This is a genomic window from Pseudoalteromonas sp. SWXJZ10B (assembly GCF_015864475.1).
Lineage (GTDB): Bacteria > Pseudomonadota > Gammaproteobacteria > Enterobacterales > Alteromonadaceae > Pseudoalteromonas > Pseudoalteromonas arctica.
This window is the reverse complement of sequence record NZ_JADYXD010000031.1, coordinates 1-24,766: the sequence shown is the minus strand read 5'-3', so window position 1 is coordinate 24,766 and position 24,766 is coordinate 1. Positions and strand designations below refer to the sequence as shown.

The 24,766-nt window shown below is 39.6% G+C and carries 20 protein-coding genes; 10 read left to right on the top strand and 10 right to left on the bottom strand.

Annotation, left to right across the window (positions count from 1 at the left end):
• Window positions 1-50 precede the first annotated feature (50 nt).
• Window positions 51-3,206 (bottom strand): M1 family aminopeptidase, encoded by a 3,156-nt coding sequence (locus I6F54_RS18785; RefSeq protein ID WP_197142659.1) that lies wholly within the window; start codon window positions 3,204-3,206, stop codon window positions 51-53.
• Window positions 3,200-4,063 carry an ABC transporter ATP-binding protein gene (locus I6F54_RS18780; RefSeq protein WP_197142657.1) on the bottom strand — a complete coding sequence of 288 codons (864 nt, stop codon included), beginning with the start codon at window positions 4,061-4,063 and terminating at the stop codon, window positions 3,200-3,202. Before I6F54_RS18780 ends, I6F54_RS18785 begins: the two co-directional genes overlap by 7 nt.
• A gap of 343 nt (window positions 4,064-4,406) precedes the next feature.
• On the opposite strand from I6F54_RS18780, the gene I6F54_RS18775 reads away from it, so the two are divergent.
• Both I6F54_RS18775 and I6F54_RS18770 read left to right on the top strand, forming a co-directional pair.
• On the top strand, window positions 4,407-5,915 hold the full coding sequence (locus I6F54_RS18775) for a sensor histidine kinase (protein WP_197142655.1): 1,509 nt from the start codon (window positions 4,407-4,409) through the stop codon (window positions 5,913-5,915).
• Window positions 5,909-6,589, top strand: coding sequence for a LytR/AlgR family response regulator transcription factor (locus I6F54_RS18770; protein ID WP_197142653.1), 681 nt, complete (start codon window positions 5,909-5,911; stop codon window positions 6,587-6,589). Before I6F54_RS18775 ends, I6F54_RS18770 begins: the two co-directional genes overlap by 7 nt.
• Window positions 6,590-6,704: 115 nt before the next feature.
• Here the strand turns inward: I6F54_RS18770 and I6F54_RS18765 are convergent, their stop codons facing one another.
• Window positions 6,705-8,753, bottom strand: a complete 2,049-nt coding sequence (locus I6F54_RS18765) for a TonB-dependent receptor (RefSeq protein WP_165739936.1) — start codon at window positions 8,751-8,753, stop codon at window positions 6,705-6,707.
• Between the two features lie 674 nt (window positions 8,754-9,427).
• Here I6F54_RS18765 and I6F54_RS18760 point away from each other — a divergent pair.
• Window positions 9,428-10,984: a PepSY-associated TM helix domain-containing protein gene (locus I6F54_RS18760; protein ID WP_197142652.1), complete on the top strand. Its 1,557-nt coding sequence runs from the start codon at window positions 9,428-9,430 to the stop codon at window positions 10,982-10,984.
• Between the two features lie 83 nt (window positions 10,985-11,067).
• On the opposite strand, the gene yddG is transcribed toward I6F54_RS18760, so the two are convergent.
• Entirely contained in the window at window positions 11,068-11,976 is a 909-nt protein-coding gene (gene yddG / locus I6F54_RS18755) for an aromatic amino acid DMT transporter YddG (RefSeq protein ID WP_024593249.1), read from the bottom strand.
• A gap of 181 nt (window positions 11,977-12,157) precedes the next feature.
• Between yddG and I6F54_RS18750 the strand changes: the two genes are divergently transcribed.
• From I6F54_RS18750 to I6F54_RS18720, 7 genes are all read left to right on the top strand, one after another.
• Window positions 12,158-12,811 carry a TetR/AcrR family transcriptional regulator gene (locus I6F54_RS18750; protein ID WP_197142651.1) on the top strand — a complete coding sequence of 218 codons (654 nt, stop codon included), beginning with the start codon at window positions 12,158-12,160 and terminating at the stop codon, window positions 12,809-12,811.
• A gap of 3 nt (window positions 12,812-12,814) precedes the next feature.
• Entirely contained in the window at window positions 12,815-13,297 is a 483-nt protein-coding gene (locus I6F54_RS18745; protein ID WP_197142650.1) for a putative 4-hydroxy-4-methyl-2-oxoglutarate aldolase, read from the top strand.
• A 337-nt stretch (window positions 13,298-13,634) separates the two neighbouring features.
• Window positions 13,635-14,840, top strand: coding sequence for an amidase family protein (locus I6F54_RS18740; protein WP_197142649.1), 1,206 nt, complete (start codon window positions 13,635-13,637; stop codon window positions 14,838-14,840).
• Window positions 14,837-16,420: a gamma-glutamyltransferase family protein gene (locus I6F54_RS18735; RefSeq protein ID WP_197142648.1), complete on the top strand. Its 1,584-nt coding sequence runs from the start codon at window positions 14,837-14,839 to the stop codon at window positions 16,418-16,420. The genes I6F54_RS18740 and I6F54_RS18735 overlap by 4 nt, the downstream gene beginning before the upstream one ends.
• A complete protein-coding gene (locus tag I6F54_RS18730) occupies window positions 16,408-17,232 on the top strand; it encodes a sulfite exporter TauE/SafE family protein (RefSeq protein WP_197142647.1) in 825 nt (274 codons plus the stop codon). The genes I6F54_RS18735 and I6F54_RS18730 overlap by 13 nt, the downstream gene beginning before the upstream one ends.
• 2 nt (window positions 17,233-17,234) lie before the next feature.
• The gene (locus I6F54_RS18725) at window positions 17,235-18,464 is read left to right on the top strand and encodes a pyridoxal-phosphate-dependent aminotransferase family protein (protein ID WP_197142646.1); all 1,230 of its coding nucleotides are present in this window, start codon (window positions 17,235-17,237) and stop codon (window positions 18,462-18,464) included.
• A 13-nt stretch (window positions 18,465-18,477) separates the two neighbouring features.
• A complete protein-coding gene (locus I6F54_RS18720; protein ID WP_197142644.1) occupies window positions 18,478-19,761 on the top strand; it encodes an allantoate amidohydrolase in 1,284 nt (427 codons plus the stop codon).
• Between the two features lie 118 nt (window positions 19,762-19,879).
• Here the strand turns inward: I6F54_RS18720 and I6F54_RS18715 are convergent, their stop codons facing one another.
• The 6 genes from I6F54_RS18715 to I6F54_RS18690 all read right to left on the bottom strand — a co-directional run.
• The gene (locus tag I6F54_RS18715; protein WP_197142642.1) at window positions 19,880-20,182 is read right to left on the bottom strand and encodes a hypothetical protein; all 303 of its coding nucleotides are present in this window, start codon (window positions 20,180-20,182) and stop codon (window positions 19,880-19,882) included.
• Window positions 20,183-20,249: 67 nt separating this feature from the next.
• Window positions 20,250-20,474 carry a DUF1272 domain-containing protein gene (locus tag I6F54_RS18710; RefSeq protein ID WP_166420400.1) on the bottom strand — a complete coding sequence of 75 codons (225 nt, stop codon included), beginning with the start codon at window positions 20,472-20,474 and terminating at the stop codon, window positions 20,250-20,252.
• Window positions 20,468-20,830: a 2OG-Fe(II) oxygenase gene (locus I6F54_RS18705; protein ID WP_165729011.1), complete on the bottom strand. Its 363-nt coding sequence runs from the start codon at window positions 20,828-20,830 to the stop codon at window positions 20,468-20,470. Before I6F54_RS18705 ends, I6F54_RS18710 begins: the two co-directional genes overlap by 7 nt.
• Before the next feature lie 234 nt (window positions 20,831-21,064).
• Window positions 21,065-22,603 carry a glucan biosynthesis protein gene (locus tag I6F54_RS18700; protein ID WP_197119616.1) on the bottom strand — a complete coding sequence of 513 codons (1,539 nt, stop codon included), beginning with the start codon at window positions 22,601-22,603 and terminating at the stop codon, window positions 21,065-21,067.
• A gap of 556 nt (window positions 22,604-23,159) precedes the next feature.
• Window positions 23,160-23,396 (bottom strand): hypothetical protein, encoded by a 237-nt coding sequence (locus I6F54_RS18695; RefSeq protein WP_165729013.1) that lies wholly within the window; start codon window positions 23,394-23,396, stop codon window positions 23,160-23,162.
• A 218-nt stretch (window positions 23,397-23,614) separates the two neighbouring features.
• The coding region (locus tag I6F54_RS18690; protein ID WP_197142640.1) for a transposase at window positions 23,615-24,766 on the bottom strand (1,152 nt) is incomplete at its 5' end.

The following is a 24,766-nucleotide window of genomic DNA, read 5'->3' as shown; positions in this document are numbered from 1 at the left end:
AAAATAATAGGGCTTTTGATTTACTAAATATATGTTCAAATTAAACGTACTTACTCTAAAAACAGTGTGTTTATTAAGCTTTCTTGTTCTTTCCCAGCTTCATGTTTTAATGCTCGTATAAAATCCATAGAATTGGCGGGACTGTTTGGATAACCATGATTTTCCCAAACCAACTTGAGCGCATTAATAATGGGTTCATCCCCAATAGCAGCGCGTAGCTTAGCAAAGACAATGGTTGCTTGCGAATATTGGTCAAAGCTTTGTGTAGCATCAACTAAGGCTGATCGCTCCTTTATGTTCATCAACATACTTTGCTCGTAGCGTGTTGTTTCATACTCAACCAGCGCTTGCATTGTCGCTTTCCCATAACGCTGCTCTATAACAACAAGCTCAATATACTTTGCCATAGACTCCACTAAAAAAGCGCTATCTGAAAGTATCCCATTACCAATATCATGGCCAAACCATTGATGAGAGGTTTCGTGAACTGCACGGCGATAGCGTTGATCAAAGCCTGCATTAGCGCTTGGCTTTGATCTAAAACCAACACTGTCTTCAATAAGTATAAGTTGCGGCAATGCATAACCTGTAGCACCAACACTAGGCGAGCCTATTAAACTCAATTGTTTTGCTCTATAAGGGCTTATATTATTAAGCCATTTTATTGTATCGCCCATTGCGCTGAGGTTTATAGCTATAGACTCCGCTCGTGCTGGCTCGTTTTTATCTTTAGCAAACACGTTTAACATCACGCCATTTTGCTGCTTGGTAACAGGGGAATAAGGCACCGTCACCCAAGCTGGGATTGCATTTATGGGTGTACGAGTCTCAAAATGAAATATTTCGCGGTCATCTTTGCTGGTACGTGATATTTCCTCTCCTTGGGTTATAACCTGATAACCACTTGTTGTACTCACTTTACTCGACATAGTAAGCCACTGGTAATGAGTACTTGCTTTCACCGTTTTAGCAAATAGCTTCGTGGGTCTAATAACCGACTTCACTTTAAGTGCGTGTTGCTGACGAAGTATAGGATCGGTTAATTCATAATTACCTTGATAGCCAACAGTCGGCAATAAAGGCACTGATCGTATATAGCTAAATTCAGGGGTTATTATCTGATGGCCTCTTACTGGCCAAAGCTTAGCTTGATGAACATCAAACCGTGTAACTAGTTTACGTATTTCTCCTGGCTGCATTTCATTCTCAAACTTAAACACAGCTTGATTAAGCAAGGGAAAGCTTTTAGCCCTTTGTGCGCCATCGATTTCAATATCGGCCCATTTATAAAAACCAGAGCGCCCAACCAATATCTCTTTAATAGGATCTTGATGGGTGTTTTTTAAGGTATATATTAAGGAAAAATGAGCTTGCTGCTGATGCGGATAAAAGTCTACATTAGCATCAATGTGCACAATTTTTGGCTGTGCTACATTGCGCCATTGTGAGAATGCTTTTTCGTATTGTGCTTTAAATGCCTCGCGTTTATGCGAGTTGGTTAAAAGCTTCTCCTCAACCAGTCTTAAATGTAATTGAGTAAATAGTGCCACAGTGATAAGTAAAGGAATAAGTAACCAAAAATGTTTAACCCCCATTACTCTTTGGCTCAACCCGGCACCTCGGTGATTAAAAATTCCCGTAATTATAACTAAGCTTATACACGCAACTAACCAAACTGATATATAAGGCCAATAACTACTTATACTTGCACGATAACCCCAAAAGTTATCAGGTGCCTGCAAAGGCGTCCAACCAACACTCCACAATGTATGCGTAAGACCAAGATAAGTCATTATCGGTGTAAATTTGATCAGTAAAATAACAGCAATTAGCAAACCTGCAATAAGCTGCGAACGACACAAATTAAATACACACAAAAATACACACGCAATAATGGCAAGCACAATTGCCATCAAAAATAAAATGGTTAAATGTACTTCAAATTGATATGCACTGTGTAAAAACCACTGAGCTGCACTTGCCCCTAATAAGCTCATTGTTAAAAAAACCAATATCATAGTACCTAGGACCAATAACTGACTGTTTAAAAAGTAATATGTTTTGAGCGGTGTGGCAGCGATCAGCTCAGCTATATTATAGTATTTAGCAAAGCAGCTTACTTGCCAGCTCCACAAAGCCATTAATAAAGTGCCAAACAACAATTGCATATCAAATGCATAATAGCTAATTGCATCAAGGCTTGTGGTGCTCATAACACTCATTGGTTCAACATAACCAGACGACGAGGCAACACTATTAAAAACCATCACCGGCCAAACAAAAATAATCAGTAAAGTAACTGGGTGTGAAACCAAATTAACCAGCGTAGTTTTGTATAAACTGGCCATCATCAAAAATGGCTTTTGCGTGACTCTCGCTGTTTTATATTCAGCGGGTTTTAACGTGTTGTAACGAATGTATTCGTTAGTATTTTTACTTTTTTTACTCTTTAATAATGTGTGTTTTTTATTTTTACTAAAAGTAATATAAAAAATACCAACAGCAAGCATACTCACAACAACGCGATTAATAGCAAATGAAGCCCCTAATGAATTGGTTAAACTGTTTATTACGGCTGTGTATGCAAAAGGGTCTAGCCAAACAAATAATGTATAAAAGCGATTGCTTATAATACTACTTCCAGCAAGCATTGGATTTCCGGTAATACTTGCAAGCATTATGTAGCCTATCCACAACACTGTAAAAACAACATAATTGGGTAATGAATTAGCTGATTTATGGCAAACAAAAAAGGCAATAACAACTAAAAAGCAGCTATTTGGTAACAATACTAAAAAGCTATTAAATACAGTAAAATAAACCACATTTGGTATATAGCCCAATTGCCTTACATGCATGTATATCATTACTAAATCGCTAATTAAGCTGATAATAAAAACCAAGAAAATCAGTAAGCATACTCTTGCTAAACTGCGCTTAAATAAACTAGTTTGCGTAGCATAAATAAGCTCCTGCATTGACGCGTGCTGATCTCGTAAAAATATAACGGGTGCCAATACTCCTACAAGCACAGGTAACTGCATCATTTGTAGCATTGTAATATTTAACTTAAATTGTTTTAACGAATCAACTTCAACTGCTGCAAGCCCAGAGGACAACATAACCGCAAATACCAAAGGGATAATAATGCACAGCCAAACAAGTGGTTGGCGCACTGCATATCGCCACTCATTAAAAATTAACATGTTTGACTTCCTTCATTAAGTGCAAAAAAGTACTTGTCTTGAAGCGTAGCGGGCGAGTTTATTGCATTTTGTGCAGGAGCCGTGTCTGCATACACACGAAATGACGCTCTACCATAGCGATGGCTCTTACTTAATACATACTGATTCGGTATGCCCGTGGGTAAACTTTCGAGCTGCCAAATCTTACCTTCTAAAGGAACTAGTAACTCTTTTACGTCACCGCTTTGTATGAGTGTTCCTTGATCTATAATGGCCACGTAGTGACATAAATTTTCAACATCTTCAACAATATGGGTCGATAACAATACCAACCTATTTTGACTAATACTAACGAGTAAATTATTTAAACTTTCTCGTTCCACAGGATCAAGCCCAGCAGTGGGTTCATCCATAATAATTAGCTTTGGGTTGCCTAACAAAGCCTGAGCCACGCCAAAACGCTGCTTCATTCCTCCCGAAAAATTAACAACTTTTTTATTAGCAAACTGAGTCAAATTGGTTAGTTCAAGTAAACTATTAATTTGGTTTTTGCGTGCATTACCATCTATACCTTTTAATACGGCAATATGCTCAAGTAACGCTCGACAACTCATATTGGGATACACACCAAAATATTGTGGTAAATAACCTAGCTGCGATCTAAGCGCATCTGGTTGGCTAATTACATCAAGGCCATTAAAATTAATATGTCCGGAGTCGGCATTTTGTAAACACGCGAGTGTGCGCATAAGTGTTGACTTACCCGCCCCATTTGGGCCAAGTAGACCAACCATACCGGCGGGTAGAGTGATCGTCACATCATTCAAAGCCTGCGTACCATCTGCGTATTTTTTGTTGATATTTTTCAGTGTAAGCATTAGTTTCTTCCTTAATTGGTATAGCACCAGCTTAAGAAAACAAGTCAATACAAGCGAGAAGATAATGGTTAACGTCTTGAAATAAATGATGAACATAAAAAAGTAACGTTGGTCATTTAAATATGACCTTTCATCATTTAGATAAATGGCCTAGTGTGCTTAAAACGGTTACTAACCCTATGAAATAAAATAATTATTTTAAAAATAAATTATGATTGAAACAGTTTTATGGATAAACTAGCGCGCTCAGCGTAGTGAATTGTGCAAAGGTAATGTTTAAAATAAAAAGACAATTTTATCTGAGCGTACCCGCTCAGAAACTATAATAAAAACGGAGTCACATATGCAGCAAGCCAATACACCAATATGGCAACGCTTTAGCATTACCCAGCTAATAATTTTTTTACCGCTAATAGCCGCTATTATGCTCGACTCTCATATACGCTTTTTGTCATCACATATGGATTCAACTAGCCAATATCTGGCTATTAATATTCAACTTTTTTTACAGTGTATTCCCTTTTTTATTGCCCATGCGTTTGCATATCGTTTATTACTTACACCCGCAATCATAGTTTGGCTGTTAGGCTTTTTAGCCTATCCATCTCTCTTGCTAGTATTTAATAACCAACTTCTTAACTTTTCGCAATGGCAATACCTTGATGCACAATGTTGGACACTGTGCGCATCTGCAAGTGGTATATGGCTTATTACTAAACGCACTAATAAAAATAACAATGTGTTGAGTAATAAATGGCTTAAATCCTTGTTTTCACTTGATACAGTCGTGTTTATAGTACTTTTAGGTTGGGCAATAGTTACATCAAGCATACTCAATACGCACACTGATCCTATGTTAAACCAGCCTATTGAGCCTGTTATTGATGTTTATAAAGTATTCACACAGTTTGATACTTTTTTGGGTTACCTTTGGCAAATTACTGTTTGTGCCGGATTAGTATATGGAGTGTATTTATTAAATAGATATTTATTAATACGCTACGTATTAACCTATCATGGCGTATTAATATTTTTGTTTGCAAGTTTAATAAGCCTCGTTGTACTTACACCTATATTAACATCGTGCTTGCTACTGTTACCTATTAACGATTTACCCTCAGGCATTGCTAACTTAACACCAGGCGGTAATGATAATATTTTCAGCCCTGAAAATTATCAGTTCGTATTTTTGTTTTTAGCTATAAGCACACCGATTATTTTAGCGTTTGAACGACAGCAACAACACGTTCAAATTAGCAACATTGCCCAGCAACAAACAAAAACAGAGCTAATGCTACTTCAGCAGCAAATTAACCCTCATTTTTTATTTAATACATTAAACAACCTTTACGCGCTGACATTAAAAAAAGCAGATAATGCACCAGATCTTGTTATGCAATTAGCTAATTTACTGCGTTACAGTGTTTACGAAGGTCAAAAAGCACAGGTGAGTTTAGAAAAAGAAATCAATTACTTAAAAGGTTTTATTGCATTACAGCGTTTACGAAGTGCTGAGCGCTGTAACTTTGATGTGCAATGGCCTGAATATCAACAACACTATTTTATTTCGCCACTACTGTTAATAATGATTTTAGAAAACGCGATAAAGCATGGTGTAGAGCCCACGTCACAAAAAGTAACGGTTGTGTTTAAAATCACCATGGCCGATAACATACTAACGCTATTTTCCTCCAACCCTATTCTACCTAATAACAATTCAGAGCATGGGATGGGACTTAACAATTTACGCCGTAGGTTGACTCTTTTATATCCAAATAAGCACACATTAATTATTAATGAAAATAAAAACCTTTGGCAAACCACACTTAAATTGGAGCTGGCTGCATGCTAAACACAATAATTGTTGATGACGAGCCGCTCGCGCATGACGTTATACTGCATCATTTAAGTGCCCATAAAGATATTAATATAAGCGGACAATACCTTAACGCTAAAGATGCATTATGTGCTTTAGCCACATCATCTATTGATTTGTTATTTTTAGACATAAACATGCCCGAACTATCGGGCATTGCATTACTAAAAGTGCTCGCGAATCGACCACAAGTGATTATTATTAGTGCGTATCAAGAATATGCTTTAGCCGGTTTTGAACTTGACGTAACTGACTACCTACTAAAACCAGTCTCTGCGCAACGCCTTGAACAAGCACTCAATAAAGTACGGAAAAAAAGAAAACACATAACGCTAAATTCCAAGGCACCTCTGACTATTACGCTTAAAATCGATCGTAAAAAACATAAAATTCAATTAAGCGACATAGACATGTTTGAAGCGTATGGAAATTATGTAAAAGTATGGCAAGGTGAAAAAGCATTACTTGCAAGCAGTACTCTCAAATACATATTGCAAGAGCTTGATACTTCATTTATTCAAGTCCACAAATCTTACGTTATTAACAAAAATAAAGTTGTTGCGTTAAGTAATGAAAGCGTTCAACTAGCATCAGGCGTGTCAGTTAAAATTGGCAAGTCATTTAAACAACAAGTGCGCGACATTATTTAATTTAAGCTCGGTTAAAGTTCCCCTTTATTTAAAAGCCCTAATGCTTTAGGGCTTTAAATTATTTTACCTTTAAAAAGTAGCGTTACAATTTCCAATTCATTATTTTAGAAGCACGTTAAAAACGATACGTTACTGAAGCACCTAACGTTTGAGGATTCACTACCGCAACATAACCCGTTGGGTAACGACCACTTGCAGGCTCAACTGACGTAAATGCTTCTTCATCTAATGCATTATTAATAAAAGCACTCACCAACCAATGATCGCTATTATAGCTTATTGTTGCACGCGTAATTGTATAACCTCCGGCAACACGCTCTTCTGTATTAGTTAAATCGCCATAGTAATCGTCTACATAATTAGCGCTCACATTTAACTTTAAGCTATCTGTAAACCAATGCGATAAACCTAAACTTGCAGTTAGCTCTGGTGCTGAGTTTAATTCGTTACCCACTGCATCTGAATAAGTCGCTGATTCATCTATTTTAGTTTTTAATAAACCTAGCCCTGCATGTAACTGCCATTGCTCACCTAGCATGCTATATGCTTCAAGTTCTAAGCCATAGCTATGCGCATCGTCAATATTAGTGATTTTTCGACTTGAGCTTAAAGCTTGATAACCATTAAAGTTATTGTAAAAAATATTAGCACTAATATTTAAATCACCATTATTTAGTACGCTACGCGAGCCTACTTCATAGGTATTTACTGATTCTTGCTCGTAGTAATAGTATTCTTGTGCAGCAAAATCTAAGGCACCACCACCAGCGTTATAACCACGACGAGCACTTGCCGATAAGGTAGTGTTATTAGTTACTTTATATTGAACAGCTACCGTAGGTAGTTTTATCGTATTAGAATTATCTAATTGCTCAACTAATCTGCTGCCACCAAAAGCCATATCAAAATTACGAAGTTGTTCTTCACGCTCAACTCGCAGCCCCGCTGTTAACGTAAGCTCATTTGTTAACTCAAAGCTTGTTTCGCCATAAATTGCTTTAGAGTCACTACTATCGTCACCAAAATAATTGGTTGCACCAACGCTTTTAAAGTCTTGTTCACGGTCAAAATAAGCAATACCTACAAAGCCCGAATAAAAATCACTATTTAAGCCAAAGTTTAATTTACTATCAATTGTGATATTTTTTTCATCCATAGAAATATCAGACTCCGCACTGGCAAGTGCCTCATATGCTTCAAAGCCCCATTCATAATCCATATATGCGAGTAGTATATCGAACGAAAAGTTATCATTTATTTTATAATCAATATTTACCTGAGTCGTGTCTGACTGGGTATCCATATCGCGCTGAAATAAAGGCACATAATCAAACGGTTCATCACCTTCAAAGTACTTACGACCTGTATTACCCTCTTCACTGTAGGTAGAGTAAGTTAGCTGTACAGCTAAATCGGTCGTTGGGGTATACAGTAATTTTGCACGCGTACTACTGGTATTAAGCTGATTTAAGTTTTTATCTGTTGGATTGGTTTCATGTATCGTTGGGTTGCTAAAGGTTTCACCATTTACATATTGAGTAGATAAACGAAATGCTAGTACATCCTCAATTAAAGCCCCCGAAACAACAGCGGCTGTATCAAGGTAACTATCTTGATTTCTATACCCAACGCGTACAGCACCTTCAAAATCTTGTGTTGGTGCTTTGGTTGTCATATAAACTGCACCACCAATGCTATTACGACCATTGCTAGTTGACTGCGGTCCACGGTATACCGCTATTTGATCTATATCCCACAAACCTGTATCACCGGTTAAATCAGCTACAAATGGCTGACTTACACCATCAACAAGCGTTGATACTCTTGCTTTAGAGCCTCCACTAAATGAGTTAAAACCTGTTGCACCACCATTACCCGACACACCGCGCATATCTGGCACGGCTCCAGTAAGTACCACTACATTTGCCATTTCTGCCAAAGCTTCTGAAACCGAACCTAGTTGTCCATTTTCTAATAGTGACTTATCTACCACTGCAACCGATGTAATCGTATCTTTGAGTGACCTTTCGATTTTTTCGCCTGTTACAATAATTGTATCTATTGATTCTCGACTTGTTTCATCAGCAAATGCATTACTTTGAGCCAATAACAAAGAGCTTGTAATCAGTAGTGAAAGTTTATTAGGCTTAAATGAAGCTACCACAGTTATTTCCTTTTATGGATAGTTGTTTTATTTTTCGAAAAAATAGCACAAACACACACTTGTTGCAATTGAGTTTAGTTATCATTTAGAATAGCAACATCATTAATAAGTGTTTTAATTTATGTTGCAACTTACCCTTTCTCTTATTTTATTTACTGCTACATCCCTGTTTTATCTTAGTAACCGCCACCAACGACTTCTAAGCAAACCCATTAACAAAAGCTGGCGCAAGCTCGCATTTATCCTTTTTGTTATTGCAATACCATTAGCCTTATATGCTTTTTCTAATGCGGCAGCCGTATTTTTTATCATTTTAATGATAATGCTCGCTTTAATAATAATTCCGATCGTAAGCCTGATTAAACACAAGGAAGTAAAATAATGTCATCTGCACAAAGGCAAAAAATAAAACCAACTTGGCTTGGCAAAAGTTTGGCTGGTTGTTTTTTAGGGCTAGCGCTAGCGTTTATTCTCGTTGCTTTTTTTGCATGGTACGGAGCGGGAGGCATAGATGCGCCCGACAAAGTGCAATTTAATATGTGGATGATACCCATTTTATGGTTAACTATTTTTAGCTTCACCTACCTGTTTAGTTCAGCAAAAAATGCTTGGCTGACACTTGGGGGCTTAAATATAACGCTATATAGTCTATTTATAATTTTAAGGAATTGGCTATGAGAGTAAGAGCCGATATTTTGCGTACCTACCAAGGCGTGCATACATGGACAGGAATAATTGCAGGTTTAGTACTTTTTATAGGTTTTTATGCTGGTAGTTTAACCATGTTTAAACACGAATTAGCACAGTGGGCAAACCCCGCCAGTGCACCAGTGACTAAACCACACACTAACAATCACCAAATATTAGTTGATCAAGCAATAACTAAGTACCCTGAGCAAATGGGTAATGGTTTTTCTCTCGATTTATTAACAAATCAAGCGCCACTATCTTGGTATAGCCAAGGTAAAGAGCGCGGGATGAAACTTGATAATCAATTACAGGTACTCTATCTAAACCAGCAAAATGATCTTGTAATACAGCAACAAAGTGAGAATAAACTTGCAGATTTAATAGATTACTTACATCGAACCGCAGGGTTTGCAGGCGAAATTGGGCACGACCAATCAGGCGTATATATACTCGGTATAGCATCTGCGCTGTACTTTTTAGCATTGGTGTCTGGCGTAATTATTTTACTACCTACGCTTGTAAAAACCTTTTTTGCGATTCGAAAAGAAAAAGGCGCCAGTCGCTTTTGGCTCGATAGTCATAATTTAGTTGGGATCGCCAGCTTGCCTTTTCATTTAATTATAGCGTTTACTGTGGTGGTATTTGCATTTCATGATCTGGTTTATGATGGTCTATCAGCATTTTATGACGATAAATCCTTTTTTCAACGACCTGCCCCAGCAGCACATAATTATCATATTGCAAACTTACCAAGCATAAATAAGCAGCTCCTAGCGGCAAAAAACTACGCCCCAGGTTATGAGCCAATTCACATTACATTTAGTCGTTTAAATACAAACAGTCCGACAGCAACATTAAAAATGAGTAATAGCAGCGCTGTCGTTCGCGGACCTGATACCGACTACTTATTCTTACACCCCTATACATTAGAAGTACTTAACTCAAGCTATCCGCAAGGAGATGATGGTGTTTGGGGTAATATAGTAGGAAGTTTCTTTTCACTTCACTTTGGTACTTATGGAGGTGAATGGGGACGTTGGGGGTATTTTGTTATGGGGCTACTTGGCGCATTCTTATTTTACTCTGGTAACTTATTATGGCTAGACAAGCGCTTTAAACAAGATGCCAACAAACGAAGTACACGCTTTATGGCAAATTTAACAATTGGTGTTTGCTTAGGGTCAATGATTGCAGTGGTTGCCACTTTATTACAAGCTAAATGGACTAACCAATATATGGGTAACGCAAATTACAGCTATCTCTATAGTTACTATTTGGTATTTTTTGCCTTTGTTGCTTATACCTTTTTTAAAGGAACTCACCACGCTAGCTATTGGGGCTTAATGGGTATTGCACTTTTATCTGCTGGTATGGGGGGGTCAACACTTATACAGGCTTTATTAGCTGATGATTTTTTAAAATATTATCAAAGCGGTTTTGTTGATATTAGCGCTGCAGTATTTGCATTAATATTTTATTATTGTGCAAAAAAAGTTATAAATAAATCAGTAAGCTATGCAGTTATACCTGCAAAATTATAAAGAAAAACTTAATGAGGCGTATTGCACGCCTCATTAAAGGTATAAGTTTAGATTTAAAATATAAAAACATTAACTAACGTAGATTAGTTTACTGTGCGTTTAGGCTTTTCTCGCGTTACAAAGTAGCAAATTAGCGAGCCCACTGTTACCAGTACAACCCCTTGCCAAAACGAAGCACTCAGCGTAATAGATAAATACAACGCCGAAATAATAGTAGAAAACACCGGTGTAAAGTACGAAAGCGTTCCCAAAAGCATTAAGTTACCGCCAATAATAGCTTGATTCCACAGCGCATAACCGCTCCCCACTACTACACCGGCTAATAATAATGTCATGCTTGAGCTGATTGAAAACGTTAATGGCGCTTCATTACTAAAACCATATTGCGCCCACAAACTCATTGCCGTAACAGTAAAAAATAACGTAATGGCATTTTTACCATTACTCAGCTTTTGCGTTACTACGCAATAAATAGCCCATATAAACGCTGCAGCTAATGCCATTAAATAAGTAGCAGGATTATCAGCAAAGTTAGTAACAAGCGTATCGACCGACATTTCTTGATCGCCAGTAATACACCAAGCAACGCCTAAAAAAGCAATAATCATGCTTGGGTAAACCCAGTAACTTACTTTTTTACGACCAATAATAATAGAGAGCAATATTGTTAGCGTGGGCCATAAATAATTAATAACCGCCATTTCCATTGCCTGATGACGGCTATTTGCCATACCAATAGAAAGCGCCAAGCAAATTTCGTACGATACAAATAATAAAGTACCTACTACCAAGTAGCGTTTCGAAAAACCACTAAACTTGGGCACTCCCATAACCAAAATTAAAAATATCGCACTGACAGAATACATAGCCGCAGCACCACCAATGGGGCTAAACAACTCAGAAATATCCCGTAGTAATGCCACTAAGCAACTCCACAGTAATATTGCAGCGACTCCATATAGTGTATATTTATTTTTGCTTATAAAATCCATTTGCCAACCCAAAAGTACTACTCGTAAATTTGAAACTAAACTAACAGTAATTATTTAATTAAACAATTAAAGTTAATAGCTTAAACCTCTCGCCTGTTTTTAACATCCACCCTTTTTAGTAATTGACCTTTTGGTCAGTAAAGCTACAATCAATCAATACGTTAAACACGCAAACTCTATAATGACCACACAAATAAAACCAAATAAAAAAGAAGTGACACGCGAGAAAAACCAAAAATTAATTTTAGATGCCGCCGAGCAATTGTTTTCGCAATTAGGTTACGACGGAGCAAGTATGAGCATGGTTGCTAAAGAAGCGCAGGTGCCAAAAGCTAATATTTTGTATTACTTTAAAAGTAAAGATGGTCTGTACGAGTCTGTGATCGACCGCATAATAGCTAACTGGAACTTGGGGCTTGATAACGTCACAATTAATGACGATCCAGCTACCGTGCTTTATAACTATATTAAAAGCAAAGTAATACTGGCCGTAGACCAACCCATGCAATCTCGCTTATTTGCCAGTGAAATACTGCGCGGTGCACCTTATTTACAAAACTACTTTAGAACCAATACCCGCCCTTGGGTTAAACAAAAGGTTGATGTACTTCAAGCATGGATGGATGCAGATAAAATGGATAAGGTTGACCCGTACCATTTGCTCTTTACTATTTGGTCTACCACGCAATATTACGCCGACTTTCAGGCTGAGGTTTTACTTGTAATGAACAAATTAGAGTACGACGAAACCGATGTGGCACAAATTACGCAGTCAATTGCCCACATAATTTTAAAAGGTATTGGTCTTAAAGTACCTGAGCAAAGCGAGACTTAACCCATGACACCCTTTACTACACCCGATTTATTTGACGATCATCGCGATAACGTACAAGTTGCAGACAGTGGTCTTTTACACTTTGGCAAAAAAACCACATTTTATGGCAAAGTAGTGACCGTTACCTGCCCAGAAGACAACTCATTTGCCGCCGATATACTGCATGAAAATGGTGAAGGTAAAGTATTAGTTATAAACGGGTTTGCGAGCAAACGCTTTGCGTTTATAGGCGACATTATGGCTGAGCGTGCCCTAAATAATGGCTGGGAAGGCGTAATAATAAATGGCTGTTGCCGAGATATAGAAATACTCGCCACGATGAACTTACCTGTAATGGCGCTAGGCTCTACACCGCGTAGTACCTTAAAGCGTGGCTTTGGTGATAAAAACCAAACTATTGCAATGCTTGGCACCACTATCGAACCTAACGATTGGGTTTATGCCGATATTAACGGTTTAATCATCAGTAAAACACCCCTTATTTAGTACTTAAAACCATATAAATAAAGGCCAACTTGGTGCACCTGCGCACCAAATTGGTCTGTTTTAACTCATTTCAATGCCATTATTTTTACAGCTCTCATTTATAAACCTCATACAACCCACCAAAACCTGACCAATTGGACAGGATTTTAATTTATGGCATTCCTCTTGCTTAGGTTTTAAACAATATAATAAGCTAACCGATTAAAAAGCGGATCAGGCTCTGTAAAATAAAAACAAGATGTTACGCAGTGGGCTGAAAAATAATAAAAATTAATCTGTCTTTTTAATCACCCTAAATCTGGACTGCTTGGTCAGATTTTTTATAACGAGTGGTGATATGAGTACCAAAAATAATAATACGCCCGGTATTTTTTGTGACCATGGTCCTAAAGCATGGCAAACACATTACCAAGGCACACTTATTAATAAGCGCCTTGTGGTAAAAGATGTATTTGCTATTAAAGGCGAGCGTAACAGCGCTGGTAACCCACACTGGCTTAAAACAGCTAAACCGGCACAGCAAACATCCAGCGCCATAAACAAATTAATGAGTGAAGGCTGTAATTTTACAAGCTTTACCCATACCGATGAGCTGGCGTACAGCCTAGAGGGAAATAACATTCACTATGGCGCTGCTCAAAACCCTAAATTAAAAGGGCATGCTTGCGGTGGCTCAAGTATGGGGTCGGCGGCTGCAGTTGCTGCTAACTTAGCCGATATTGGCTTGGGCACCGACACTGGTGGCTCAATTAGAATACCCGCCAGCTATTGTGGTTTATATGGCATAAGGCCAAGCCATAACGTGATTGAAAAAGATGGCCTAATACCCTTGGCTCCGCCTTTTGATACCATAGGTTGGCTTACCCAAAGCGCAGAGCTATTAAGCGATGTAGGTAATGTACTGCTACCAAATCAAGCTATTAATAACGTTAATACCTTAGTTATTTGTGAGCCGTTATTTGAACTCGTTGATCCTGCTTTAAAAGCTCCACTTAAACAATTGCTTGAAAAAACCAAACCTAATTTTAAGCACCATAAAGAATTTGAACTACCTAACAGCAGCTTACTAAACGAACTTGCTGATAGTTTTAGAGTACTGCAAGGGCGAGCAATCGCAAAAACGCATAAAGATTGGCTTCAATTGCAGGGGCAACTTCCCCAGTTTGCTCTAGCAATTGCGGCACGTTTTAATATGGCGCTTGCCCTAACCGATCAAGAAGAACAAGAAGCACTAAAAGTACAAACCCAATGGCAAACACTAATAGCTAAAAACCTAAATACAAACAGCTGTTTATTTTTGCCAACCACACCTACAACCGCACCTAAATTAGGCGCCGACAAAAGCGCCTTACGCATGCAAATTATTACACTTTCGGCAATTGCAGGGCTTAGTGGCTCAGCGCAAGTGCATTTACCGCTGGCTGATTTAGCAAATGATCATCCGTATGGTTTTTCACTAATGATGAGCCACGGTAACGATAAAAGCCTACTTGCTTGCGTACAACAATTAGCTGCACACTTTAAACAGGACACACCGGCATGACCACACACAACATTGCATTTACCGCGTCTCATTTTTCGGCCACTGAGGCGGGTATAAATATACTAAAACAAGGCGGTACAGCCTCCGAGGCTATGGTAGCCGCAGCAGCTGCTATTAGTGTTGTATATCCGCATATGAACTCAATTGGTGGCGACAGCTTTTGGCTTATCGATAACCCCAATAAAAAAACACCCACAGCTATTGACGCCTGCGGCCGCGCAGCAACTAATATAACTGCGTATAACATGCTCACGCAAATACCAGATCGCGGCGGATTAAGCGCACTGACTCAAGCGGGTACAATACGCGGTTGGCAAAAAGCGCTTGAGCTTGATGAGCACGCAGCACTGCCACTTTCAAAAATTTTAGCGCCTGCCATTGAGCTTGCTCGCGAGGGCTTTACCGTTACAAAAAGCTTGCAAGCAGGCTGCGAAAAACTAGCCGCTGCGAACAATACCAATGATGCGTTTAAAAACCTTTACATACCCGATGGTAAACCCTTGCAAGCAGGTCAGCATTTTAAAAACCCTAAACTTGCAGCAACATTTGAGCACTTAGCAAAACAGGGTTTAAACGCATTTTATGAAGGCGCACTTGCTAACTCATTTGCCGCCGACTTAGCAAAAGCAGGCAGTTCAATCACCACAGATGACATTGCAAATACCCAAGCCGAAGTAGTTACCCCGCTAAATGCATACCTAAGTGGTATTGACTGCTACAACTTACCCGCGCCAACACAGGGCGTGCATTCGCTGCAAATAATTGGTGCCGTAAATAAGCTAAAGCATTTAGCTAAAACCGATGCCGACTGGACACACTTAATTGTAGAGGCAACCAAACAAAGCTTTACCCATCGCCCTACCCTTTGGGCCGATCCTAATGTATTAGGGGATGATTATAAAAACGCACTAACCGATGAGCGCTTAAGCGAACTTGCCAACAATATTGATATGAGCAAAGCACAACAATGGCCATTTAACACAGAGCCTGGCGATACCGTATGGATGGCAGCACGAGACAAAAACGGGCAATTAGTAAGCTTTATTCAAAGTATTTATTGGGAATTTGGCAGCGGAATATTAATGAGCGAAGGCGGCTTTGTGTGGAATAACCGAGGTTTAAGCTTTAGTTTAAACAATAAAGATACCAACGCCCTTGCCCCAAATAAAAAGCCTGCACATACACTTAACCCAGCAATGGCAAAGTTTAGCGATGGTCGCCGACTTGCTTACGGAACAATGGGCGGTGAAGGACAACCACAAACCCAAGCCGCTGTTTTTGCAGGCTACGCATGGCGAAATAAATCAATAAAACAAGCAATTAGCGACCCTCGTTGGTTACTTGGACGCACATGGGGCGATACAAGTACAAATTTAAAAATTGAAAAAGGGTTAGTTTTTCATATAGAACATGAATTAAATCAACGTGACCACGATTGGGTAAGCGTTGATAATAATAACGAAATGATGGGGCACGCTGGGGCTATTTTAGATACACCTACAAGCCTTGAAGCTGCAACAGATCCTCGTTCAGATGGACGTGCAACAGTAACTACAGCAGGAACACAATGTCAGAAATAATTAACCAATGGCCAATAGTAGTGGCCTTAATAGCAACCGGTATTTTTGCTGGTATTTTAGCAGGACTATTTGGCGTAGGCGGCGGTATTGTTATCGTGCCTGTACTGTACTTCCTGCTACAAGGTTTTGGCGTAAGCCCAGAGTCGGCAATGATGATAGCAACCGCCACATCACTTGCAACCATAGTACCTACCTCGCTTTCATCTATTCGCTCGCACCATAGCAAAGGCAATATTGACCTTGCCCTAATAAAATACTGGGCACCGTTTATATTAGTTATGGCAGTTGTGGGTAGCATTATTGCTCATACCGTTCGCGGTAACGCATTAGTGCTCATGTTTGCCTGTATTTCTATTTTAGTCAGTTTAAACATGTTATTTAGAGCCGGCGCACCTGCACTTGTAAAACAACTACCAGGTAAATTTGGGCAAGGCATTATGGCAAGTATTGTAGGCGGTTTGTCGGTCATGATTGGTATAGGTGGCGGTACTATTGGCGTACCTATGCTAAACGCATTTAACGTACGCGCCCATGTTGCAGTAGGTACTGCGGCCGTTTTTGGTTTATTGATTGCGCTACCCGGCGTTATTACCTTATTAAGTATTGGCACAACGCCAATCGATGCTCCCCTAGGTACGTGGGGGTTGGTTAACCTCCCTGCCTTTTTTCTTATTATTCCGCTGACTATTTTATTTGCGCCTATTGGCGTAAAAATTGGTAGCAAGCTGGATCAAAAACAACTAAAACGCGCCTTTGCCGTAGTCTTAATGATAACCGGCATTCGCATGCTCATTCAGACTCTGGGAGCCTAAACATGTTTAATAACACGCAAGTTCAAACCTTAAACCCACCACAGCGTTTATTAATGGGGCCAGGTCCTATTAATGCAGATCCCCGTGTTTTACGTGCTATGTCGGCGCAGCTTATAGGTCAGTACGACCCAGTAATGACCGGCTTTATGAACGAAACCATGGCGCGCTATCGCGAAATTTTTAAAACCAAAAACGAATGGACCATGCTAATAGATGGCACATCGCGCGCAGGGATTGAAGCCGTATTGTGCTCTATTTTGCGCCCAGGCGATAAAGTATTGGTGCCAATTATGGGGCGTTTTGGGCATTTACTGGCTGAAATTGCAGAACGCGTTGGCGCAAAGGTCCACACAATAGAAGTACCGTGGGGCGAAGTATTTACCCCCGAACAAATCGAAAAAGCCATTGTTGATGTAAAACCCCATGTACTTGCCATGGTACAAGGCGATACATCCACCACCATGAACCAACCTCTTGAGCATATTGGCGATATTTGCCAAAAGCACGATGTACTATTTTATTGCGATGCCACCGCATCCATTGTGGGTAACGAACTTCCTGCCGATGAATGGAAACTCGATGCACTTTCGGTTGGCCTGCAAAAATGTTTAGGCGGCCCGTCTGGCTCAGCACCTTTAACACTCAGTGACAAATGCGCCGAGTGGATCCAAAAACGTAAAAAAGTAGAAGCAGGTATTCGCACAGCCGATCATACCGACGGCACAGAGCCATTTGTACGCTCAAACTACTTTGATTTAGGCATGATAATGAATTACTGGGGCGAGGAGCGCCTAAATCATCATACCGAAGCCACCAGCATGTTGTATTGCGCCTCAGAATGCGCCCGCATAGTAATTGAAGAAGGCGTAGATAACTGCGTAGCGCGCCACAAATTACATGGCGATGCCATCCTAACCGGCATTCAAGCACTGGGCTTAAATGTATTTGGCGATTTAACGCATAAAATGAACAACGTACTGGGTGTTTATATACCCGAGGGCATTAATGCCGACCACGTACGCGGACAAATGCTAACCCATTTTGGTATTGAAATAGGCACCTCGTTTGGACCACTGCATGGCAAAATTTGGCGTATTGGTACTATGGGTTACAACGCCCGAAAAGATACCGTACTACAAACACTTGCAAGTTTAGACGCTTGCTTACATGCCAACGGTTACAAAGGCCCTAAAGGCGAAGCCGCCATTGCCGCCCTTACTCACTATAAATAAAAAAGGATTTAGCATGACGATTGTAAGCCCCCTTTTAAAGCCTTTGTTAAACAAAGAACTTGCTGATGAATACGCAACACGCGCTTTATCTCGCTGTAAAACCCTCAGCGCACTATCGCAAATGCAAGGCGGTATTCACCGCGTGTACTTATCAAAAGAGCACAAAGAGTGTAGCGCTGTTACTGCATCGTGGATGGTTGAGGCAGGCATGCAATCGTGGCAAGACGAAGTGGGCAACCTTTGGGGGCGACTAAAATCATCAAACCCCCATGCTAAACGTTTAATTATAGGGTCGCACCTCGACACAGTACCAAACGCAGGTGCGTTTGATGGTATTTTAGGTGTACTACTGGGGATAGAAATAGCCGCGCTTGCAAATAAGTTAAAGCTCGACCTACCCTTTCATTTAGATGTAGTGGGCTTTTGCGATGAGGAAGGCACCCGCTTTGCCACAACTTTAATTGGCTCAAAAGCCCTCGCTAACGAATTTGACCCACAGTGGCTAAACATTGAAGACACAAACGGCATAACTATGCGCCAAGCCATGCTCGACTTTGGCTTAAATCCTAACGACTACGCAAAAGCCGCACTAAATAAAAGCGAATTACTAGGTTACTGGGAAACTCATATAGAGCAAGGTCCGGTGCTCGAATCGGTTAATCAGGCGTTAGGCGTTGTAACGGCTATTGCAGGGGCAAAACGCGCCATGCTTACCCTAACAGGCCAAAGCGGTCATGCAGGCACTACGCCTATGAATTTACGTCAGGATTCGTTAGCAGGCTGCGCCGAATTAGTAACCGAAATTGAAAAACTAGCAAGCAATGCTAAAAACGGCGAAGTTGCAACCGTAGGGCAAATACAATCTCGCCCCGGTGTAACAAACGTGATTGCAGGTAAAACAACCATAAGCCTAGATGCACGCGCACAAAGCGACACCGATCTCGCTAACTTACTAAGCGCCATACAAAGCAGCGCTCAATCTATAGCAAGCAAACGCAATTTAACACTCGATTGGCAATGGACGCATGCAGCAGATGCCGTTGCGTGCGACACCACTATTCAGCATTTATTTACAAGCGCATGTAAACTCAACAACCAAGCATCGCCTTCACTTGCCTCAGGCGCTGGGCACGATGCAATGGCAGTCGCTCCTATTTGCCCCGTTGGCATGTTGTTTATACGCAGCCCAGGCGGTATAAGCCATCACCCAGCAGAAGCGGTTATCGACAGCGATGTAAGAAAAGCACTCAGTGTAATGTACAGCGCGCTTTTAATTTATGTGAAAAAGTGTGAGTGATTTTAAGGTAATCGAGTAAACCAAGTATATTAACTTGGTATGCTTAGGGGCTTAAACCTCCTCAAAGTCATTTGGAGGTTGTTACTAAATACAGGAATATTCGTTATTTAAAGTAGCTTTATCGGACTGCCCTTTGCTCTTTTAGGCTAAGGCGTTTATGTGAGCTATATACATGTTGAATGTTTGTACCATTAACCAAATATGCATCCATTTCAACGGTAATTAAACCCGATAATGGCTTGATTTCTAGAACACCCAACTCACCTAAATTTGCAGATAGTAAAGTATTATTCCTAATAGCTAACAAAGTTTTGTCAGTATCTCGTAAATCACCATTCACATATAATTTAGCACCACTAAACCAAGTGTTAATTATTTTAACTTTGATTGACTTAACAGTAAATTCAAAGGATTTTCTCATCAGATCTCCATACCCAGAAATGTAATTATTATACTTTGTGTTCTTAAGTGCTTGGCGCACAAGCACTTTATTTTAATACCCGTTTAGTCGATGCTGGGTAATTTTTTAGTGCAGCCAAAGGGCGAATTGGCCGCTGAACCAAATTACCTGAGCAGTTTGGGCACACGTTATTTAACACCGTTTGAGCACAGCCAGAACAAAATGTGCATTCAAATGAACAAATAAAAGCCTCTGTGGACTGTGCAGGTAGATTCTTATCACAACATTCACAATTAGGTCTTAAATCTAGCATTTAGAGCTCCTTCTTATCCACCCAATACTGAGTAAATATCTATTACCTTTTATAACTTTTGATACCTGATGCTCACTTACATCAGGGCGGAATAGCTTAACTCGCTTTGTTTCAAATATCGGATTAGTGCAAATAAACTCACCACCCAAATCTGCCTTTTTAAGCACTATATTCAATCGATAGTGTTTACCAGATTCAACCTTGTCTGTATGTGGTGCTATTTCACTTCCTTGTGGAAATTTAAGCAAATATGTATCAAATTTAATTGGCCACGTAGCACCACAAATCAACATTTTATCGTAGCCTGACTTTTGCCTGCCTCGCTCCCAACAAAATAATTTACTCAAAAAAAACATAAAACTCCTAGATACACCTAACAAGCAGCAGGTTAACTCGTTTTTTATTTTTATTGATAAACAAACCATAGCCGAGTTCATATTTTGATTCAATCGATTACTGTATTTTACGTGGGATATAAAAGGGAGTTTTAATGGTGTTTTGATTGGCGTTTTAAAAGACATTATGGTGGCTATAATTGACAGAAAATCAAAATATAGCCACCCGTTTTACTTTAATGCTTATTTAAGGGCTTATTTAATCGTAACCTTTGCATCACTTACCCATGTCTCAGTTATAGCTTCATCATTTTTATCAACTAAATACGCGCGTATGTTTACCGGATTATTGTTAGCTTGTTTGTAGTCAAACGCTAATCGCCATTGGTTTGTACCAACTACCGGATAAACCCCAATAGGTTCTAGTATTTCACCGTTGCTGGCTTCAACAATCGGCTTTATACCACTTTTGTTATCTAAGTCTTTAAATGCTGGACCTTCAAAATCAATCACCATTTTGTTAACGCCTTCAGGAATTGGCTGGCCGGGAATTCCGCCTAAGCCTTGGCGAGTATTTACAACGCTTGCAAGCGTTTTTGATTTTGGATCGAGTGGACGCCACTCTATATCATAAGAAAAGGTAAACTCATCACCTTTGCGCGCCTCTTTTTCAGGCACCCAATAGGCAACAATATTGTCAAACGTTTCATCTTTTGTTGGAATCTCGATTAACTGAACTGCCCCTTTCCCCCAATCGTCAGTAGGTTTAATCCACGCTGATGAACGCTTATTGTAAAATACGCCGTCGTCTTGGTAGTTATTAAAGTCACGGTCTCTTTGGATTAAACCAAACCCTTTTGGGTTCTCATCAATAAAGCTATTGGTCGACACCGACTGAGGATTATTTAATGGGCGCCAAATGTATTGACCCGATCCTGTGTGAATAGCCAGCCCATCACTGTCGTGAATTTCTGGGCGCCAGTCTTTAGCAGTTGTTTTATCTTTTTGTGAGTACCAATACATGCTCGTAAGCGGCGCTACGCCTAAGCGTTCAACATCGGCGCGCATATACAAATTAGCGCTCACAGAGGTGATATGCCCTTTATCTTCTTTGTTATCTTTGCTTAAACCAAAACGATAAGCACCGGTGATAGAAGGCCCTTCAAGCAATGCCCAAACAGACACACTTTCGCCTTTTTTCTCTGCGGGACCAATCCAAAATGCAGAAAAACGCGGAAATTCTTCTGGTTGATTCATACCCGTATTAATCGCGATACCTCGCGCCGACAGTCCATATTGCCCCTCTGGCCCATCAGTACGAAAATAAGACGCACCTAAAAAAGATATCCAATCTGGTTTCATATCTGGGCGCATTACTCTAAAGCCTGCAAATCCAAATCCTTCAGGGAGTTCGTGAGCTGGGCTGTCATCAGGCATATCAAAAACGTCATTACTAAAAGGTACATTTTGCACCTGATTTTTATCGTCTCTGATATAAATACTTACTGGCTCAGGAAAATATCGGCCAGGGTAAAATAATTGTACAGGTGCGTTTTTTCCACTTGGATATAAGGTTTCATCTTCTTTAAAGCGTATTTTCCAGTGTTCGTCATACGTAATTTTATCGATTAACTCCGGCGCTGGAACCTTGGTTGCCGTATAGGGCTTTTCGGCTGAGGCTTTTGCCAGTACTTTTAAGTCTTCGAATGAAAACTCCGTTTTATCTAATGCTTCTGTCGCGTAAGACGACATCGAAGTGCTAAAAATAATTGCGATAAATAACTTTAATTTCATAAAAAGAATGTCCAATAAATTGAGTCAAATAAAAATGGGAACGCTGCACGAACGTATGTTTAACTTAAAGTTCTGTATGGATATTACGTGACGTAATATGAACTAGCGTTTACTAAGGTATTGTTATTTGACTACAGGACCTCCCATAATTAATTTGTTTTTACGGGAATTAATTTTAAGGGCGATTGCGCGCGTTTAATGATATCGCTGAAGTGAAAATAAACGGAAATAGCGCAGTTTATTGGACGAAGCCGTCAAGAGGTATGGATATATTTAGATTTTAGTTGCCCACTATTCCAAGGCAAATACTTGTAGAGTGGCTGGTTTTTCTATTCGTTGTAGTTACATAGTTGATTTGGGCTAAAGCGTATTATAAGCAGTAAAAAGTGAAGGGTAAGCCTATATAGAACTGTGGTATTTAAATTGATAAGGATTACATTTAAGTGTTGAAAAACAAAGAGGCTCACCACTTTTAAAATTTGCAATTAATAGCTAAATTTGACTAGTCGTCCACCTCAGGGCGTGTTGTTAGCTTTACTTTAAATAACTGCCAAGTTTACTCTTTAGTTTTTTGTGGTGATGCAGAATACAACCAACTAAAAAACTTAATACCAATAAAGTAAAAAAGATAAATAGTCATGAGTTTAATTATAAATTTAATAATATCAAAAGGATCTGACCATATATTATATTCAAAACCTATTAAAGGTAATATCCAATCAGAACCTAATAAAACAAACAGCAGAGTCATATAGGTTGTAAGAAACGGTAGTTCTTTTTTAGATGTTGTCACCAAACCTCCTTGTAATGCTAACGAGCCTGTAGATTAACTCGTTTTTTTATTTATTTTTATTGATAAACAAACCATAGCTGAGTTCCTATTTTGGTTCAATTGATTACTGTATTTTTACGCAGCATATAAAGAAGTGTTTGGTGTTGTTTAAATTGGCGTTTTGGAAGCGATTACGAGTGGTTGAGTGGTTTTATTTAGGTTAAAAGGACTTCCCCTTCTTAATGCATCGTGTTTTGCAGTTTTTCTATATTATGAACAAGGCAATACAGTTGCCATTGCGTATTAACTTTCGTTTGACCCCGTAAGGTCAATTTATTCATGCCCTTGTTGACGGTAATATTGCCGAACACGGGTTCAATACAGCCTAATCGCTTACTGTATTGTCGTCGTCCGATTGGGCTGTCTATTTTTACTTTCATTTTGTCTACATAGCTCAGCTTTTTGCGTGATTCATTATTTATAAACTGAACTTGTCGTCCCCTTTCTATCGGTGGTTTTCGCATGCATTGCTGCTGTAGCGGGCATGTTTTACAGTCTTTTAAGTAACCACAGAATCGCGTGTATTGCTGATTATGACTTTTTACATTAACCCCACTTCGCCACATATCATTACCTGCAGGACAATGGCAGGTTTGAGTTGCTTCATCATAATGAAAATCGTCTGAGGTAAATAAGCGTGGCTTGCCTTTACTGCGTTTTAGTCGGCGCTTTTCTTGCTCCGTTTCGTATGTTTCGCTGTCTTTAAACAGCGGATTTTGTTTTCTAAATTGATTATCCGCAATGTAGGTATCGAACCCGCTTTGCGCCATAAATTCGAGATTTGCTTCGCTGTTAAACCCACTGTCTGCGGTGAACTTAATCGTGTGATCGTCTTTGCGCTTGTCAGTGTTCAATTTATCAAGCTGCTGCTTTAATTGCTTAACAGCTGGCTGTAGGGTTTGTTGCTCACCCACTGAGCCCCACGCTTGAGCTTGCAGGATGATTTGGTGTTTATCGTCATTAATCGCGATGCCGTTGTAGCCTTGAATTGTCCCTTTTGAGGTCGTCATTTTTGCACTATCTGGATCAGTGATATTACTTTTAACAGGCTTGCCTTTACTGCCTGTTTTCTCTTCGTGAGTGGCTAAAAACTCGGTGATTTTATCTGCACTTTTATCTAGCTTTTCTTTTTGTTTTAAATCCTGAGTTATCAATTCTTCGCCCAGTCCATCTTGTGATTGGTGGCGTTCAATAATACGTTTGCTTGCGCGTTCTAGTTTTGCTTTTTTGCGACCTAACTCATCGAATGTGCTACTCCACTCTTTACTCGCATTGGACTTTAATTTACACCCATCAATGGCAAACATGTTGCGACCTATCAAGTCTTCCTC